The following is a 16,430-nucleotide window of genomic DNA, read 5'->3' as shown; positions in this document are numbered from 1 at the left end:
CTTGCGCGATTCGAGTTTCCAGCCCTCGGGCATGTCGGGGCGTCACCGACGCCGACTTCCGGAGGCCCGCGCCAGCTGTTCGGCAGCGTGGCTGAGATCAGGCAGCTCGACCTGGCCGAAGCGACGTTCGAGCGCGACGCGGATGAGGTGATCGGCGAAGGAGGGATTGCGTGGCAGGAGGGGCCCGTGGAGGTACGTGCCGAAGGTGGTCCACCTGCGTGCGCCTTCTGTGCGGTCTTTGCCGTTGTTGCCTTGGCCGGCCGCTACTGTGCCCAGGGGTTGAGTGTCTGGGCCGAGAGTGGTCGCTCCGGCGTGGTTTTCGTATCCGATGAGCGTTCCAAAATCCGACGTTTCGGCGGTGATGTTGCCGATGCTGCGCTGGGGCGCTGGCCGGGTCTCTAGGTCCAGGATCCCGATCCCGGCCAGTCGGGTGCCGTCGTTTACTTGCAAGGAATGGCCAAACAACTGGTACAACCCGCACACCATCAGCATTGGGGTGCCGTCTTCGGCCATTGCCCGCAAGTCGTGACGGTGTCGAAGAAGGTCCGGTTGAATTGCGACCTGTCCGCGGTCCTGGCCGCCTCCGCCGACGACGAGATCGACGTCTCGGGGGAGCGTTTCGCCGGGATGGAGTTCGTGCACGTTGGCTCGGTAGCCTCGCCACTCCAGGCGACGCCGGAGGACGAGCACGTTGCCGCGGTCGCCGTAGACGTTCATCTGCGCGGGGTAAAGCGACAGGATTGTAAGCGTGCGCTTCATGCTGCTTCTCCAAGGATTCCGGGACGGAGCGTGCGTCTGATCGCGAGCATCGCCGTGTACGTGCAGTAGATGCGCTTGAGAGTCGGCGTTGGAGTCTTGACGAAGAGGTCCAATGCGCGTCGAATATCAGGTTCGCGGATGGCCACCGCTATGTCGTCGTAGTGAAGCCGCAGCTCAAGATCGGGCGCGCGTGTTCCGGTCACGAGCTGCACTTTGTCGGATTTGAGGGGGGCGAAATCGACATCCCAAATCCAGGAGACGTCTTTCCCGTCGGCGTCATGATCATTGAGCGCGATCATCGTGTGAGCGCCGTCGCCCGAGTACGATTCCAACGCTGCCCGGAATGCGCCGGGATTCTTAACCAAGACCAGGTGGATCGTCTGTCCCTTGAACGTGATGAGTTCGCCGCGCCCGAACGCGGGCGCTGCGTGGGCTAGTGCTTCGGAAGCGCGGTGTGGATCGAAATCGCTACCGAGAACGGCACGACTGATCGACAGGGCAGCGACCGCGTTGAGGGAGTTGTACGAACCTCCGAATGGGAGCGTGAATGGAAGCGAAGCGCCGTCAAATGATGCGACAGGAGTTGGCTCAATCCGCTCAAGCGTGGTCTGGTCGAAGATTGCGATCTTTGCCCGTTGATCCGTCTCAAGCAGCTCGTCGTCCCCGGGAAATAGGGGTTGAAGTTCAGGGGATGCGCTGAAGGTTGATACGGCAGCGTCGACATCTTGCAGAAAGCGTTCACTGTGTAGCCGGGGATCTAGATCGTTGACGATGACATCGTGCGTAGTTGCCACAGCGACTTGATGTAGCAAATTCGTCGTGTGGTCGATCTCGCCATATCGATCCATTTGATCTCGCATCACATTCAAAATGAGAGAGTGTCGTGGCGGCACCGCGCTCACAAACGCGGCCGCGTGTCCCTCGTCGAGTTCAAGCACGGCAATGTCTGCATCGAGTCGGCCTGAGAACGAGATTTGTCCCAAAAGCGACGAGAGGATGCCGCGGCTGTAATTGCTGCCACTCGGGTTTGAGAAGACCTTCAGGTCGTGCGCTCGAAGAACTTCAACGATGAGTTTGGTTGTCGTGGTCTTCCCGTTAGTTCCGGCGACCACCACCACGCCGCGGGGTAGGGAGGCCAGCACGTCCGGGAGGAGCGCACCATCGATTCGTTCGACTATCAGGCCGGGGAGCGCAGATCCGCGGCGGGCGAGTCGCAGCAGAGATCGAACAGTCTTTCCTAGACAAATGGAGAGGAAGTGTTTCATGGTTGGGGCTTTCAATGAGTCGGCGAACCGTGGCGCGCAGGGGATGACGCGAGAACATGCCGCGCCTGGCGGCTAGTAGGTACATCGGATCGGGACGCGACGGTCCCGGGAAGATGATTCCTAGGTTCGACTCACTGAAATTTTGACCACTGCGACAGACCAGTCCGGCGAAGCGACTAGTCGTTCATTGGGTGCACGCGTCGGAACGCGTCTGAGGTCGACGGGCGCCGTGGCGGCGCTTCGAACGGCCACCACGTTGGCTAGGGGGAGAGGTGTGTCGCTGTGGCGAGAACGAAGGTACGAATGGTCTTCTGATTCCGCGGAGGAGCTATTGTCGCTGTGGCTTTCGGACGGGTCATGCACAGCGTCAACCGGACTCGGCTGCGCCGCCACCACGGCATCCGCAGGGAAGCCGCCAACGGCATGGCGAGGACTTGAATGGACCCATGCCATGGTCACCAGAACTGCGACAAACAACATGGCCAATGCCAGCAGAAACGCGCGCGTGCGAGGATGCCCATTGGCATCGTGTGCGCGATTCATGTTCATCCCCTACTAGCTCGATCAGGATCATTCTCGCAAACTGTCCTGAACGGTCGCTTCGCCCGCGCTCCGCGTGCGTTGCGTTGCCCGCGAGGACCCGGAGCAGTGCTGAGCAACGACCGAGCGGACATCGTCGGAAGAAGTTGAGTGATCCAATTGCCCGGCTTCTCCCAAAGCTCGTGGAGCCGTCGCCCGAACTACGCCGCTGATCAGGACGATGCGCTCACCTCGTTGGCGTCGCGGCCTGCCGCTCGGAAAGGGTCCGTCTGTCGGGGGGATCGATTGCCGCTAGGGGGTACGGATGTGCAGCCTTGCGCCTGCACTCCATTCCGAGCCCGCAATGGATCGGCAATCAATCGCGTCGAGCAAGATCGTGCGGCCTGCACTTTCGGCGTACCCTCGCCCATGTAGGGGCTGCTGATCGTGAAGGAGAAGCACTATGTCCGCCGTTGAACAAATGCTCGACAGCTACCCCGCCGACTTCGGCGACGTCGACCGGCAGAAGCTCGTGGCCTGCATCGAAGCGTGCATCGAGTGCGCGCAAACCTGTACCGCTTGCGCGGACGCGTGCCTTAGCGAGGAGATGGTCGCAGACCTGGTCAAGTGCGTGCGCACTGACCTCGACTGCGCCGACATCTGCGCCTCCACCGCCAACGTGCTCTCCCGACACACCGGCTACGACGCAAACGTCACCCGAGCGGCACTGGAATCGTGCCGCGCGGCCTGCAGCGCGTGCGCAGACGAATGTGACAAGCACGCCAGCATGCACGAACACTGCCGCATCTGCGCCGATGTATGCCGGCGCTGCGAACGGGCCTGCGCCGACCTCATCGCCAGTCTCTAACCAGCCTGCGGGTCTGAGTGGTCGCGGCCGTCATGGCTGTGATCGCCCGAGTGGTTGTGCTCAAACCGGGTCAGAATGTGCTCCCTTGTCAGTGCCGGGCCCACGTGGCCGTGCCCGCGAGCATGTTTTCGAGCGTTCTCCACGAAGTCGTCGTCGGTATCACCCACAATGACCTCGCCACACGCCTTACACGTCAGACTGCGCGCCATCAGTTTCCTCCATCGATGTCCCGGCCCTTCTCACGCGACTCTGGGACCTCAGTCCCGACAACCTATGCCATAATCTGCGTATGGATGCAGATAACGCGATATGTGGGCGCTTGCCCGACAGCCAGTACGTCGAGTTGGCCGTGGAAGTGTTCGGCATGCTCGCCGATGCCACCCGGGTGCGGATTATTCTCGCCCTCCGCGACCAGGAACTCTCGGTCAACCATCTCGCCGACATCCTCGACAAGACACCCGCGTCAGTCTCCCAACACCTGGCAAAACTTCGCCTCGCCCGAATCGTCTCCACCCGGCAGGAAGGCACCCGCGTCTTCTACCAGCTGGCCAACGAGCACGCCCGACAGCTGGTTTCGGACGCCATCTTCCAAGCCGAACACGCCCTCGGCGGAAGTCCCCGGCACCACCACAACCAGACCGAACCCGATGTGGCGACAGCGTGACCACTCCGCACCGGCACCACGACCACGGAGTCATCGGCGAGCACAACCACGACGATCGCCGCCCCCACGGCGATCACGAGCATGATCACCCGCACGGCGAGCAGAAGCACGACCACGCGCATGACCACGGTCACCACCACGACCAGGACCACCACCATAGTCACCCGACCGGGTTCAAGGGGTTCCTCTACAACCTGTTCGTGCCGCACTCGCACGACGCCGCCGAATCCATCGACGACGCGCTGGAAGCCAGCCGCGAGGGGGTTCGGGCGCTGAAGATCAGCCTGTTCCTGCTGCTGGGAACAGCGATCCTGCAGTTCGTTGTCGTGCTTCTCAGTGGTTCGGTGGCGCTGCTGGCGGACACGGTCCATAACTTCTCGGACGCGCTGACCGCGGTGCCGCTGTGGATCGCGTTCATCCTCGGCCGTCGCGTCGCCACCCGTCGCTACACCTACGGGTTCGGTCGGGCTGAAGACCTTGCTGGTCTCTTCATCATCGTTGTCGTCGCTCTCTCGGCGATCGTCGCCGCCTGGCAGTCGATCGAGCGCTTCATTAACCCGCAGCCGCTGCACAACCTGTGGTGGGTTGTTGCTGCCGGTTTCATCGGCTTCGCCGGCAACGAGGCGGTCGCTATCTACCGGATCCGGGTGGGGCAGAAGATCGGCTCAGCCGCCCTCGTCGCCGACGGCGTCCACGCCCGGATGGATGGATTCACCTCCCTCGCCGTCGTGCTCGGAGCGTTTGGGGCGATGCTCGGCTTCCCGATCGCTGACCCGATCGTTGGCCTGCTGATCTCCATCGCAATCGTCATCCTCCTCTGGGGCACCGTGCGTAGCGTCGGCCGTCGCCTGATGGACGGCATCGAACCCGAACTCGTCCACAAGGTCGAACACGCCCTCGCCGACACCCCCGGCGTGCACGGCGTCAACCGAGTACAACTGCGGTGGGTCGGTCATCGTTTGCAAGGCGCAGCAGAGATCGAGGTCGACGATGGCGCCCTGGCTGCAGCTGACACAATCCGGCTGGATGCTCTCGCGCACCTGCGCAGCACGGTCGGGAACGTCGACGACTTCCACCTCCGTCCGGTCCCCGCGCATTCGACCCGATGACCGGACGGACCGCTGATTCGGTTCACGAAACGGCCTGAGGCGCGAGTGCTAGATGAGAAGCTCCCGCCGTGACTGGATCAGCGCAAGTTGTCCAAGGCCGCTTTCGGCTCGCACTGGCTGGAGCTCCGGACTCGGGCATCCGGGCCGGCGCGGCGGGAATACATTCGGCCGTACACCATGTCGTGGTCCGGCATGCACGTCAGCTGCGCTATCGGCAGGCAACGCCAAGCGACACTCTACGGCGACGCTAATCTCCGCGGCTCAAGAGAGGCTGACCAAGCGGCGGGTTTGCATCCGGGCGGGTGCCGGAGACGTGGCATATCTACCCGGCGGCAGAAAGCCTCCAAAAGCGTTACCTTAAACCGGTCGCTATGACAGTTTGCAATGGTGCGTACGAGCAGCATTTGCTGATGCACCCTCCACTGAAGCCAGATCAAGCATTTCCAAACCCATGGAACGTACTTGACGTCGCCCGAGCGGTCACCTCGGGGGCGGATCTCAGCCGGTTCAGCGAGCCCGATTGCGTGACAACATTTTGACAACATTTGAGGAGAATCCAAGCGCATCGGGTAACGTTCTTGAGCACTCCATGATGCCGACTTTCCGCGGACTTTGGCAGTAGTGCGGGGGGTTGAGCGGGCCGTGGCTAGAGTTCGAGTCCCACGCTCTCACCGACTCCCTCTCTCCTTAGGTTCGCGCTCTTTTGTAAGCGCGCAGCCAGACCACGCTTGTTGCCCGTCGCTTGTCGCGGTTCTTCGCCGTGAAGAAGGCCAGGAGTCCAACTGCGACGAAGCAGATTGCGAAGCAAACGATCGCGGGTGCGATCCCACCGACGACGGAGTTGGACTCGGTGGCGGTTATGCCATGTACCTGTCCGGTCGAAGGATCGGTGAGAGCGGTCACAAGCCCGAACCAACCGTTGTAGATCGCCAGAAAGATCGCGCCTATCAGCGTGATGGTCGTCCCGAAAACGGCGACGAGTCCTGAAAGGGCGGGGAAGCGTTGCCAGACTTGCGAACCTCGATCTGATGTTCTAGTTCGCGGATGACTTGCCGTTGCACTGCTTTGGGAGCTGACGCAAAGCTTGATGTTCGGGCTTCCACGAACGTCAGATCGTCATGAAGGTGGGCTTGCGCTTGCCGTTGAATAGGATCTCGATACCTGAGCTGGAGGTAACCGAGGTACGCACGCCGCATGGCCTCTTGCCACGCAGGTGCTTCGTCGACGTTGTCGCTCATGCGCCGAATCAAATCACGAACGTGCGACATCCGTGCTCCGCCGGCCTGGTGGGCTGCGGCAAACGCCGGCGCTGGGAGGTGCTGGTGTGCCCAATGACGGTCAGGCACAGCGGTCATCGCACGCGTCCACGTTTCTTGCGGGTCTTCTCGGGCACCCGCGCGGCCTCTTCGGCCTCCCATCTCAGTCGCTGCTCCTCCATGTCCTTCTTGATTAGGTCGCGATTGCGGTTTGTGAAAAGGAAGTGATACATCCCTGCCCTCGTCTTGCCGTACTTCCGGTACCACTTGTTCACCTGACTCTTGCCGATGTACTTGTTCGTGTTGACGTCCCGGAGCCATGTCTGACCCCTTGCATCTCTGAACTGGATGAGCAGCGGAGAGTCGTACCAGATGTTGTCAAAGCCGATCTTCGAGACGACTTCGGTCTGCGGAGGAATCGGTTTGGTGGACATCGTCTGTAGCGCATGCTGCGGACTTCCCGGCCGCACCATCACCATCGTGTACAGGATTGGTTTATCCCCCGCGTTGTAGGCGTGGAGTTCCACGGCGTAATCGGGAAGGTCTGGCACGGCGTGCGTGCCCATGAAAACCGGCCAGGTAGAGAAGGCGTCGGCTTCGGCTCGCTTAGCACGACGTCTATCTCCTAGGAGGATCATTACTGCGAGGAACAGGGTTGCCGCGGTGAGGAGCCCAGTTACCCAGTCCGGCACCGTCCCCCAGTTGATCGAGCTGAACCAATCAACGGGCTTCGTCGAGGCTTCAATCATCGGCAACGCCGTATTCCTCCTGAATTGCGACTACACCATTGCGGCGCAAGCCAGCAGAGGCGCGACTCGAAGCAGCTACGCCAATGTGCTCCGACGGTACCAACCACTCCCGACCAATCGCGACCGGTTCCCGGCTTTGCTGGTTCCACCAGTGGGTGCCGCTCCACCAGTCATCCATGCGTGCAATTTAGCGGTTCTTCTGAGCGCGTCTCATTCACAAGACACGCTTCGCGGGTAGCGCGCCAAATCGCGGCTATGTCCGGAACGTGTGAGTGAGGAGGTAGTCATGGGAACCGTTACGCCATACGAAACAACTGCTGGCCGCCGCTGGCGCGTCCGATATCGCACCCCCGAGCATCGGCAAACCGACAAACGCGGCTTCAAGACCAAGCGCGACGCCGAGTTGTACCTGGCAAATGTCGAGATTTCTAAGGCAGCGGGGTCGTTCGTCGATCCGCAAGCGGCACGAATCACCGTGGGCGAACTCGCTCCGGGGTGGCTCGCGAACAAGCGACAGGCGATGAAACCCTCGAGTTTCCACTCGATCGAGACGTCGTGGCGCGTTTACGTCGAACCGCGTTGGGCAACCGCCGCCGTCGGTGCCATCCGGCCTAGCGCCGTCGCGCAATGGATCCGAGAGCTCGGCCAAGGGTCGGCCGCGTCGAACCCACGTGCCGCGTGGACAGCTGATGCGTCGAGGCCGCGATCAGCGACCGTCGTGCTCCGCGCAGTTGGTGTCCTCGCCGGCATCCTCGACGTCGCGCTCAAGGACGGCCGAATCACTAAGAACGTTGCCCGAGGCGCGGACGGTTCACCGCGCAAGCACTCGAACAAAGCACGCCGATACCTCAGCCATGAAGAGGTCATCCGCTTCGCCGAGGCCGCCGACACCGACATGCAGGCGACGCTCTTGATGGTCCTCGCCTATTGCGGACTCCGCTGGGCAGAGGCCACCGGCCTCCGTGTCCGAGATGTCTCACTGGAGCGGCGCCGGCTGGAGATCAACCACACCGCCACCGAGGTAGACGGCAACATCATCGAGGGTTTCCCCAAGTCCTGGGAGCGACGCTCCGTCCCGTTCCCCGGTTTCCTCTCCGAGCCGCTCGCTCGACTCTGCGGAGGAAAGGGCCTCGACGACCTCGTCTTCGCCGATCGCTTCGGCGGCTTTCTTCGCCGCCCGAGCGCCAGCAAGAACAAGCGCTCCTGGTTCCTGACAGCGCTCGCAGCAGCAGACCTCGAGCGACTCACGCCTCACGACCTCCGACACACAGCCGCGAGCCTGGCCGTCAGCTCGGGGGCGAACGTCAAAGCCGTCCAGCGGATGCTCGGCCACAAGTCCGCCGCGATGACCCTCGATACCTACGCCGACCTCTTCGACGACGACCTCGACGAGGTCGCGATGCGCCTCAATGAGGGAGGTCATCAGAAAAGTGTGGGCAAAGTGTGGGCACGGAGAGCTAAATCGGCTGGCTGAGGAAAGGGCAAAGGCCCCGACTTCCGCGTAACCACGCGGATCTCGGGGCCCTCATCAGCTCTGGAAATTGGCGGAGAATGGGGGATTCGAACCCCCGAGGGCTTGCACCCAACACGCTTTCCAAGCGTGCGCCATAGGCCACTAGGCGAATTCTCCTGGGTTGCCACCGCCTTGCGGGCGACGGCTCACAATATCCTAGCGGACGCGAGGAGGGGGTCGGTGCACGAGCCCTCAGATCGACCCGCTAGACTGTTCGACGGCTCCCCACGTGGCGCCATCCAGGCCAACTCCCCCAGGGCGGAAACGCAGCAAGGGTAACCGGGCTCTGGCGGGTGCGTGGGGGGTCTTTTTTCATTCCATCGTCGCGGGGCGCCCGCGTAGAGTGAGGGCAGCATCGCCCGCTCTTCTACAGTCTGTAGAATGGGCATCCCGCCGAAGAATGGAATGGTGGAGTGACCGAGCAGATGGCCGAGCTGGCCTCCGAAGCGTATGTCGTGGGCTTCCCCCTCGTGTTCGACCTGGAGCAGGTCGAGCGGTTCGTGAGCGCCGGGATCGGCGCCGTCCCTCCCACCCCGTACAACGTGTTCGGGCACGGTCGCACGCTCGCGGGGCCGGACGACACCTTCGTGTCGATCAACAACGACACGGTGTACTCGATGGCGCAGGTCGATCTGAGCGTCGGCCCGGTGCTGCTCAGCGTCCCGGAGGCGGGGGAGCGGTACTACGTGCTGCAGTTCGTCTCGGCGTGGACGGAGAACTTCGCCTATGTCGGCACGCGCGCGACGGGAGGCGGAGCGGGGGACTTCCTGCTGCTCCCGCCCGAGTGGGAGGGTCCGGAGGCCGACCCGGCCGACGCCGCTGCCGGCCCGACGCGCATCCACTTCCCGACGCGCATCGCGTCCATCGTCGGCCGCTGGGCCGTGGACGGGGAGGACGACCTGCCCGCCGTGCACGCCCTCCAGGACGCCCTGACGCTGACGCCGCTGCGCCGGTCGCTGACGCCTCCTGAGGGCGTGCCACCGGTGGTGCCCGGCGCGAGCGAGGCGCTGACCTTCTTCGAGCGGATGCGGGTGTGGTCGCAAGCGTTCCCGCCGGCCGAGCGCGATCGCGCGGCGCTGGCGACCTACGCCGAGCTCGGCCTCACGGGCGACGTCCCGGTCGGCGAGCTCCCGGCGGAGGTGCAGGCCGCGCTGGAGACCGGCTACGCGGTCGGCAAGGAGGCGCTCGAGGCCTCGCTGCGCACCGGAGCGCCGGTCGTCGACCACTGGCAGCTCACCCTGCACTCGTTCGACTACAACCTCGACTTCTTCGAGGTCGGGACGCTCGACGACCCGGCCTGGACGCTCGACGACCCGCGCACCCGCTACGCCGTCCGCGCCGGTGCCGCGCTCGGCGGCCTGTGGGGCAACCACGGCTACGAGGCCGTGTACTCCGCGACGTACGAGGACGCCGACGGCAACGCGCTCACGGGCGAGCACGTCTACCGGCTGCGCCTCGCGCCGACCCCGCCGGTCGGCGCCTTCTGGTCCCTCACCATGTACGACCTCCCGGGGTACTTCCTCGTCGCGAACGCGGCGGACCGGTACTCCGTGGGCGACCGGACGAGGGGGATCGTGTACGACGACGACGGAGGATTGACGATCACGATGAGCACCACCCGACCGACCGATCCCACCCAGGCCGCCAATTGGCTGCCGACGCCGGAGGGGGAGTTCCGCCCGCTGATGCGGATGTACGCGCCGGGAGCCGCCGTGCTCTCGGGCGAGTACCGCCTGCCGGCCATCGAGCGGATCGGCTGAGACGTGGTCCGTTCGCTGTACATCACCTCCGCCGAGGGGCACACCGGCAAGTCGACGGTGGCGCTCGGCGTCATCGAGGCGCTGCGGCACTCCGTGGGGCGGGTCGGCGTGTTCCGCCCGATCGCCCGCTCGACGGTCGAGCGCGACTACGTGCTGGAGCTGCTGCTGGAGCGCGTCACGGCCGATCTCTCGTACGAGGAGGCCATCGGCGTCACGTACGAGGACGTCCATGTCGACGCGGATGCGGCGCTCGCCGAGATCGTGCACCGGTTCCGGGCGGTGGAGACGCGGTTCGACACCGTCGTCATCCTCGGGTCCGACTACACCGACGTCGGGAGCCCGACCGAGCTCGGCTACAACGCCCGCATCGCCGCCAACCTGGGCGCTCCCGTGCTGCTCGTGCTCGGCGGCCGGGTCGGGCAGGGCTTCGGCGAACGGCTCGGTCAGGCCGAGCCGCGCTCGCCCGAAGACCTGCAGCACCTCGCCGAGCTGGCACTGGTCGAGATGCGCGCGGAGCACGCGAGCCTGCTCGCGGTCGTCGCCAACCGCGCCGACGCCTCCCGACTCGACGAGATCGTCGAGACCATCTCGGAGATCGTCCCCGCCGAGCGCGGCGGCGACCGTCCGCCGGTCTGGGCCATCCCGGAGGACGAGTTCCTCGTCGCGCCGAGCATCCGCTCCATCGTCGAGGCGACGGGCGCGACGCTCATCGCCGGCGACGAGACCCTGCTCGGCCGGGAGGCGCTCGACGTGGTCGTCGCCGGCATGTCGATGGACAACGTCCTGCCCCGGCTCGTGGAAGGGGCGGTCGTCGTCGTCCCCGGCGACCGCACCGAGGTGCTCCTGGCCGTGCTGATGGCGAACGCGTCGGGGACCTTCCCGTCGATCGCCGGCATCGTCCTGAACGGCGGCTTCGACCTCCCGGAGCCGATCGAGCGGCTGCTCGCCGGTCTGCGCTCGCCGCTGCCGATCGTCCGCACGGGCCTCGACACCTACGACACCGTCGTGCGGATCACCCACGCGCGCGGCCGGCTGGCCGCCGACTCGCAGCGCAAGTACGACACGGCCCTCGCGCTCTTCGAGCGGCACGTCGACGCGGACGCCCTGTTGGGCCGCCTCGACGTGACGCGCCACGACGTCGTCACGCCGCTCATGTTCGAGTACGACCTGATCGAGCGGGCGCGTGCGGCGAACAAGCACATCGTGCTCCCGGAGGGGGAGGACGACCGCATCCTGCGCGCGGCAGGAACGTTGCTCGCGCGCGGCGTCGCCCGGCTCACCATCCTGGGCGAGCCTTTCGAGGTGCGGTCGCGCGCCATCGAGCTCGGCCTCGACCTCTCGCGGGCGGAGGTCATCAGCCCGTTCGACGACGTGCTGCGGTTCCGCTTCGCCACGGAGTACGCCAAGCTGCGCGCCCACAAAGGCATCACGGTCGACCAGGCGTCGGACACCGTCACGGACGCGTCGTACTTCGGCACGATGATGGTGCACCTCGGCCTCGCCGACGGGATGGTGTCGGGAGCCGCCCACACGACGGCGCACACCATCCGGCCGGCCTTCGAGATCATCAAGACCACGCCCGGCGTGTCCGTCGTCTCGAGCGTGTTCCTGATGGCGCTCGCCGACCGGGTGCTGGTCTACGGCGACTGCGCCGTCATCCCGGACCCGACCGCCGAGCAGCTGGCCGACATCGCGGTGTCGTCTGCGCGCACTGCCGACCAGTTCGGCATCCAGCCGCGCGTCGCCATGCTCTCGTACTCGACCGGCGACTCCGGAGCCGGCGCGGACGTCGACAAGGTGCGCGCGGCGACGGCGCTGGTGCGGGAGCGGGCGCCGCAGCTGGCGGTCGCCGGCCCCATCCAGTACGACGCCGCCGCGGACGCCGCGGTGGGCGCCGCGAAGATGCCGGGCTCCGACGTCGCCGGGCGCGCCACCGTCTTCGTGTTCCCCGACCTCAACACCGGCAACAACACCTACAAGGCGGTGCAGCGCAGCGCGGGCGCCGTCGCGATCGGGCCGGTGCTGCAGGGCCTGCGCAAGCCGATCAACGATCTGTCGCGCGGAGCGACCGTGGAGGACATCGTGAACACCGTCGCCATCACCGCGATCCAGGCGGCCCTCGCATGAGCGCCGTCCTCGTGGTGAACAGCGGCTCCTCGTCGCTCAAGTACCAGCTCATCGACGCCGGTTCCGAGGAGGCGTTGGCGAGTGGCCTCATCGAGCGGATCGGGGAGGCGTCCGGGCACATCCGCCACCGCGGACCGGGCGGGACGACCGAGCGCTCCCTCCCCATCCCGGATCACACCGCCGGATTCCGCGCGATGCTCGACCTCTTCGCGAGCGAGGGGCCGAGCCTCGACGAGAACCCCCTCGTCGCGGTCGGCCACCGCGTCGTCCACGGCGGCAAGCGGTTCTTCGAGCCGACCATCGTGACCCCGCTGGTCGAGATCAACATCGAGGACCTCGCCGATCTCGCACCGCTGCACAACCCCGCCAATCTGCAGGGCATTCGGGCGGCCGAGAAGGCGTTCCCGGACGTGCCGCACGTGGCCGTCTTCGACACCGCGTTCCACCAGACCCTCCCGCCCGCCGCGTACACGTACGCGATCGACGCGGAGCTGGCCGACAAGTACCGCGTCCGCCGCTACGGATTCCACGGGACGTCGCACAAGTACGTGTCCGAGACCGCCGCGGAGTTCCTCGGGCGCCCGCTCGCCGAGCTGAAGCAGATCGTGCTGCACCTCGGCAACGGCGCCTCGGCCTGCGCGGTCGACGCCGGCCGTTCCGTGGAGACCTCGATGGGGCTGACCCCGCTGGAGGGCCTCGTCATGGGCACCCGATCGGGCGATCTCGACCCGGCGGTGCTGCTCCATCTGGCGCGGCGCGCGCACCTCGACACGGATGCGCTCGACGAGCTGCTCAACCGGCGCAGCGGCCTCCTGGGCCTGGCCGGGCGCGGCGACATGCGCGACGTGCGCCACGCGGCCGACAGCGGGGATGCCGCCGCACGGCTCGCGATCGACACGGTGGTGCACCGGCTCCGCCACTACATCGGCGCCTACACGGCGCTGCTCGGCGGCCTCGACGTGCTCACGTTCACCGCGGGCGTCGGCGAGAACGACGAGCAGCTGCGGGCGGAGGCGCTGCGCGGCCTCGAGGTGTTCGGGATCCGGCTGGACCCCGAACGGAACGCATCCACGTCGAGAGACGCCCGCGTGATCTCGGCGGACGATTCCGCGGTCACCGTGCTGGTGGTGCCGACGAACGAGGAGCTGGAGATCGCCCGGCAATCGCTCCAGGCGGTCGCGGGCGAGGGTTAGCAGGCAGGATCCACGATGCGGCGATGGGGCGGCGACGGGGACGGACGGCGACAGCCTCCCGCCCGCTCCCGGCCGCGCCGCCCCGTCGCCGCCCTGACGGCGGTGGTGGCGACCGTCGCCGCTCTCGCCCTCGCCCTCGGCGGATGCGCGACCGCGGCGGACGGCCCCGTCGGCCCGCGCTTCGTCACGCCGCCGCTCATCCACTACACGTCGGTGCTCTGGCCGGTGCCCCTGCAGCTCGTCGGCGGCGAGCCCGGCAGCCGCCTGCGGATCACCGCGACGCTGACCGACGGGCGCGGCACCTGGCGGTCGTCGGCGACGTACACCGTCCCGGCCGGCGGGATGCTCGACCTCGCGACCGCCCGGCCGCAGCTCGCCCCCTTCGCCGAGCCGGACTCGGTCGGCCTGTTCTGGTCGCTGGACGGGCCGGAGCTCTCCGGAACCGCGCTCGCGACGCACTGGATGCACGACACCCTCCCGGTGACCCTCGCGGCCTTCGACGCCGATCGGCTCGTCGCGTCGCGGACGTTCGACCTGCAGGGGCTGGCGGACGACCTGCGGCCGCACACGCTCTACACGCGCGACCTCGAGGGCGCCGGCACGTCCCGCTTCCCGCGCGAGACCCACGAGGACCAGCCCGTGGCGCAGTTCTGGAAGGCGACGTCGCAGGAGCGCCCGATCACACCCGCGGTTCTGATGTTCGACGACCCCGCGCCGGGAGCCTCGGCCGCGTTCGCCGCGCCTCTGCTCGCCCGCTTCGGGGCGTCGGTGCTGGTGCTCCCGGTGTCGTCCGCACCGGACGGCGTGCGCGCCTCCAGCGTCGTCGACAGCACGACGGTCGAGCACGCCCTCGCCTGGCTCGCGGCGCAGCAGGGCATCGACGCGCGGGACGTCTTCGTCTACGGCACGGGCGTCTCCGAGCCGCTCGCGCTGTGGGCGGCGACCCGGTTCCCGACCCGGGTCCACGGGCTGTTCGCCGCGGGAGGCGCGCCCCAGCTCCTCTGCCTGCCCTCCGGGTCCACCGCTCCGGCGTTCGAGGACGGCGCCGGTCTGCCCTGCCGCGTCGGGCCCGGTCCCGACTCAGCCTCATCCGTGATCCCGCTCGGTGGCGTGGACGGGCCGGTGGTCCTCGCCTGCGGTGGGCGCGACACGGTGCTCGCCTCGGCCTGCTCGGGACAGGCGGCCCTCGCCGCGGCGCGCGGGAGGCGGGCCGGCGACAGCATCCAGAACGCGCCGCGGGCGGGTCACGCCGTGACGGTCCCGCCGGGGCTGCCCGTGGCGCTCCCGCGTGGTCGTCCCGGCGCGCCGGCGGGATCGGGGGCCGACGCGCAGGCGACGGAGCAGGCGCGCGTCGCCTTCTGGAACGCGGTCGCCCAGATCGTCCTGAGAGCGACGCGATCGTGAGGGCCGCCCGGATCGTCGCCGCCCTCGCCGTCGCGGCCGTCGGCCTCGCCTCGCTGGCCGGCTGCACGACCGCGCGTGCGGGAGGGCCGCGCTTCGTCGTCGAGACGAATCCGACCGGGGTCTGGGAGCCCGCGCGGATCAGCCTCGCGGGGCTCCCGCCGGGCGGCCGGGTGACCGTCTCCGCGGTGACGCAGTCGGGCGGCACCTGGTCGTCGACGGCCGTGTACGCGGTGCCGCCGGACGGCGAGGTGGACCTCGCCCGGCAGGCGCCCGTGGAGGCTCCGTACTCCGGAGCCGACCCGATGGGACTCTTCTGGACCATGCGGAGCGCGAAGGGGGAGGCCGCGACCTCGGACCAGACCTGGGGCGGGGCGACGGTCTCCGTGGCGCTCAGCGCGACGGTCGGTGGCCTGCGCGTGGCGGCCACGCACGTGCAGCGGGTGGGCCTGACCGCGGCGGCGCCGGCGGCGGCGGTGTTCGACGACGGCCTGAGCGCCGACTACTTCGCCCCGGTGCTGCGCTCGGAGGGCCTCCGTCCCGGCGTCCTCGTGCTCGACGGCACCGACCCCGGCACGCCGACCGGGGTGCTCGCCGCCGCGACCCTGTCGGCGATGGGGTACCCGGCGCTCGACCTCTCGACCTTCGGCAGCGCGGGCCAGCTCGAGCCGCGCCGCACCGTGCCCGCCGAGCGGCTGCTCGCGGCCGTCGACTGGCTCAAGGCGCAGAAGGGCGTCGACGACCAGCGCATCTTCGTGATGGGCACGTCGCGCGGCGCTCCGCTCGCCCTCTGGCTCGCGGTCGCGCACCCGGACCTCGTCTACGGCGCCATCGCCCCGGGCGGCACCACCGGCCTGGTGTGCCCGTCCCCGGTCCCGAGCCCGGCGATCACCGTCGACGGCGCCTGGGTCCCCTGCATGACCGGGACGAACGACGTCGAGCCGGCATCGGTGCTCGATCTGAGCGGCATCCGCGGGCCGGTCGTGCTCGGCTGCGCCGGCAGCGACGAGCAGCTGAACAACGGATGCGCGTGGATGGACGAGGCCGCGCGCCAGCGGCCCGCGCGCCCCGGCGACACGTACGTCAGGGCGGCGGGTGCGGAGCACCTCTTCTACACGCCGCCGTACACGCCGCTGAACCTCCCGGAGGGGGCGGCGGCGCAGCCGACGGAGCGGGGGAGGGAGGCCGTGTGGCGGGCGATCGCGGCGGCACTGACGGCACCCTCCACCGTCCCCGGCCGCTGACCC

General features: G+C 67.3%; 14 protein-coding genes, 1 tRNA gene and 1 other RNA gene. 10 read left to right on the top strand and 6 right to left on the bottom strand.

The window, feature by feature from the left end:
- Positions 1–42: 42 nt before the first annotated feature.
- Positions 43–759: a glutamine amidotransferase gene (locus BGO91_RS14750; RefSeq protein ID WP_290473491.1), complete on the bottom strand. Its 717-nt coding sequence runs from the start codon at positions 757–759 to the stop codon at positions 43–45.
- Complete coding sequence (locus BGO91_RS14745; protein ID WP_290473490.1) at positions 756–2,024, bottom strand: Mur ligase family protein; 1,269 nt, start codon at positions 2,022–2,024, stop codon at positions 756–758. Before BGO91_RS14745 ends, BGO91_RS14750 begins: the two co-directional genes overlap by 4 nt.
- Positions 2,025–3,006: 982 nt before the next feature.
- On the opposite strand from BGO91_RS14745, the gene BGO91_RS14740 reads away from it, so the two are divergent.
- From BGO91_RS14740 to BGO91_RS14730, 3 genes are all read left to right on the top strand, one after another.
- On the top strand, positions 3,007–3,411 hold the full coding sequence (locus BGO91_RS14740) for a four-helix bundle copper-binding protein (protein ID WP_290473489.1): 405 nt from the start codon (positions 3,007–3,009) through the stop codon (positions 3,409–3,411).
- Between the two features lie 289 nt (positions 3,412–3,700).
- On the top strand, positions 3,701–4,075 hold the full coding sequence (locus BGO91_RS14735) for a metalloregulator ArsR/SmtB family transcription factor (RefSeq protein ID WP_290473488.1): 375 nt from the start codon (positions 3,701–3,703) through the stop codon (positions 4,073–4,075).
- On the top strand, positions 4,072–5,184 hold the full coding sequence (locus BGO91_RS14730; protein WP_290473487.1) for a cation diffusion facilitator family transporter: 1,113 nt from the start codon (positions 4,072–4,074) through the stop codon (positions 5,182–5,184). Before BGO91_RS14735 ends, BGO91_RS14730 begins: the two co-directional genes overlap by 4 nt.
- A 947-nt stretch (positions 5,185–6,131) precedes the next feature.
- On the opposite strand, the gene BGO91_RS14725 is transcribed toward BGO91_RS14730, so the two are convergent.
- The 3 genes from BGO91_RS14725 to BGO91_RS14715 form a co-directional block, all read right to left on the bottom strand.
- Entirely contained in the window at positions 6,132–6,422 is a 291-nt protein-coding gene (locus BGO91_RS14725; RefSeq protein ID WP_290473486.1) for a hypothetical protein, read from the bottom strand.
- Between the two features lie 113 nt (positions 6,423–6,535).
- Positions 6,536–7,189 carry a hypothetical protein gene (locus BGO91_RS14720; protein ID WP_290473485.1) on the bottom strand — a complete coding sequence of 218 codons (654 nt, stop codon included), beginning with the start codon at positions 7,187–7,189 and terminating at the stop codon, positions 6,536–6,538.
- Positions 7,182–7,367, bottom strand: a complete 186-nt coding sequence (locus tag BGO91_RS14715; RefSeq protein WP_290473484.1) for a hypothetical protein — start codon at positions 7,365–7,367, stop codon at positions 7,182–7,184. The genes BGO91_RS14720 and BGO91_RS14715 overlap by 8 nt, the downstream gene beginning before the upstream one ends.
- A 108-nt stretch (positions 7,368–7,475) precedes the next feature.
- Between BGO91_RS14715 and BGO91_RS14710 the strand changes: the two genes are divergently transcribed.
- Positions 7,476–8,663, top strand: a complete 1,188-nt coding sequence (locus BGO91_RS14710) for a site-specific integrase (protein ID WP_290473483.1) — start codon at positions 7,476–7,478, stop codon at positions 8,661–8,663.
- Between the two features lie 68 nt (positions 8,664–8,731).
- On the opposite strand, the gene BGO91_RS14705 is transcribed toward BGO91_RS14710, so the two are convergent.
- Positions 8,732–8,819 (bottom strand) — tRNA-Ser (locus BGO91_RS14705).
- A 99-nt stretch (positions 8,820–8,918) separates the two neighbouring features.
- Here BGO91_RS14705 and ffs point away from each other — a divergent pair.
- The 6 genes from ffs to BGO91_RS14675 all read left to right on the top strand — a co-directional run bounded on the left by ffs (position 8,919) and on the right by BGO91_RS14675 (position 16,427).
- Positions 8,919–9,015: signal recognition particle sRNA small type (gene ffs, locus BGO91_RS14700), an RNA gene on the top strand.
- Positions 9,016–9,115: 100 nt separating this feature from the next.
- Complete coding sequence (locus BGO91_RS14695; protein ID WP_290473482.1) at positions 9,116–10,462, top strand: DUF1254 domain-containing protein; 1,347 nt, start codon at positions 9,116–9,118, stop codon at positions 10,460–10,462.
- Positions 10,463–10,465: 3 nt separating this feature from the next.
- Positions 10,466–12,589, top strand: coding sequence for a phosphate acetyltransferase (pta, locus tag BGO91_RS14690; protein ID WP_290473481.1), 2,124 nt, complete (start codon positions 10,466–10,468; stop codon positions 12,587–12,589).
- The gene (locus tag BGO91_RS14685; protein ID WP_290473480.1) at positions 12,586–13,782 is read left to right on the top strand and encodes an acetate kinase; all 1,197 of its coding nucleotides are present in this window, start codon (positions 12,586–12,588) and stop codon (positions 13,780–13,782) included. Before pta ends, BGO91_RS14685 begins: the two co-directional genes overlap by 4 nt.
- Before the next feature lie 15 nt (positions 13,783–13,797).
- Positions 13,798–15,186 (top strand): acyl-CoA thioesterase/BAAT N-terminal domain-containing protein, encoded by a 1,389-nt coding sequence (locus tag BGO91_RS14680; RefSeq protein ID WP_290473479.1) that lies wholly within the window; start codon positions 13,798–13,800, stop codon positions 15,184–15,186.
- Positions 15,183–16,427 (top strand): acyl-CoA thioesterase/BAAT N-terminal domain-containing protein, encoded by a 1,245-nt coding sequence (locus tag BGO91_RS14675; RefSeq protein WP_290473478.1) that lies wholly within the window; start codon positions 15,183–15,185, stop codon positions 16,425–16,427. The genes BGO91_RS14680 and BGO91_RS14675 overlap by 4 nt, the downstream gene beginning before the upstream one ends.
- Positions 16,428–16,430 lie beyond the last annotated feature (3 nt).

It is taken from the genome of Leifsonia sp. 71-9 (assembly GCF_001898805.1).
In the GTDB taxonomy this organism is placed as follows: domain Bacteria; phylum Actinomycetota; class Actinomycetes; order Actinomycetales; family Microbacteriaceae; genus Leifsonia.
The sequence above is the reverse complement of the archived record's forward strand: the minus strand, read 5'-3'. Positions and strand labels throughout refer to the sequence as shown.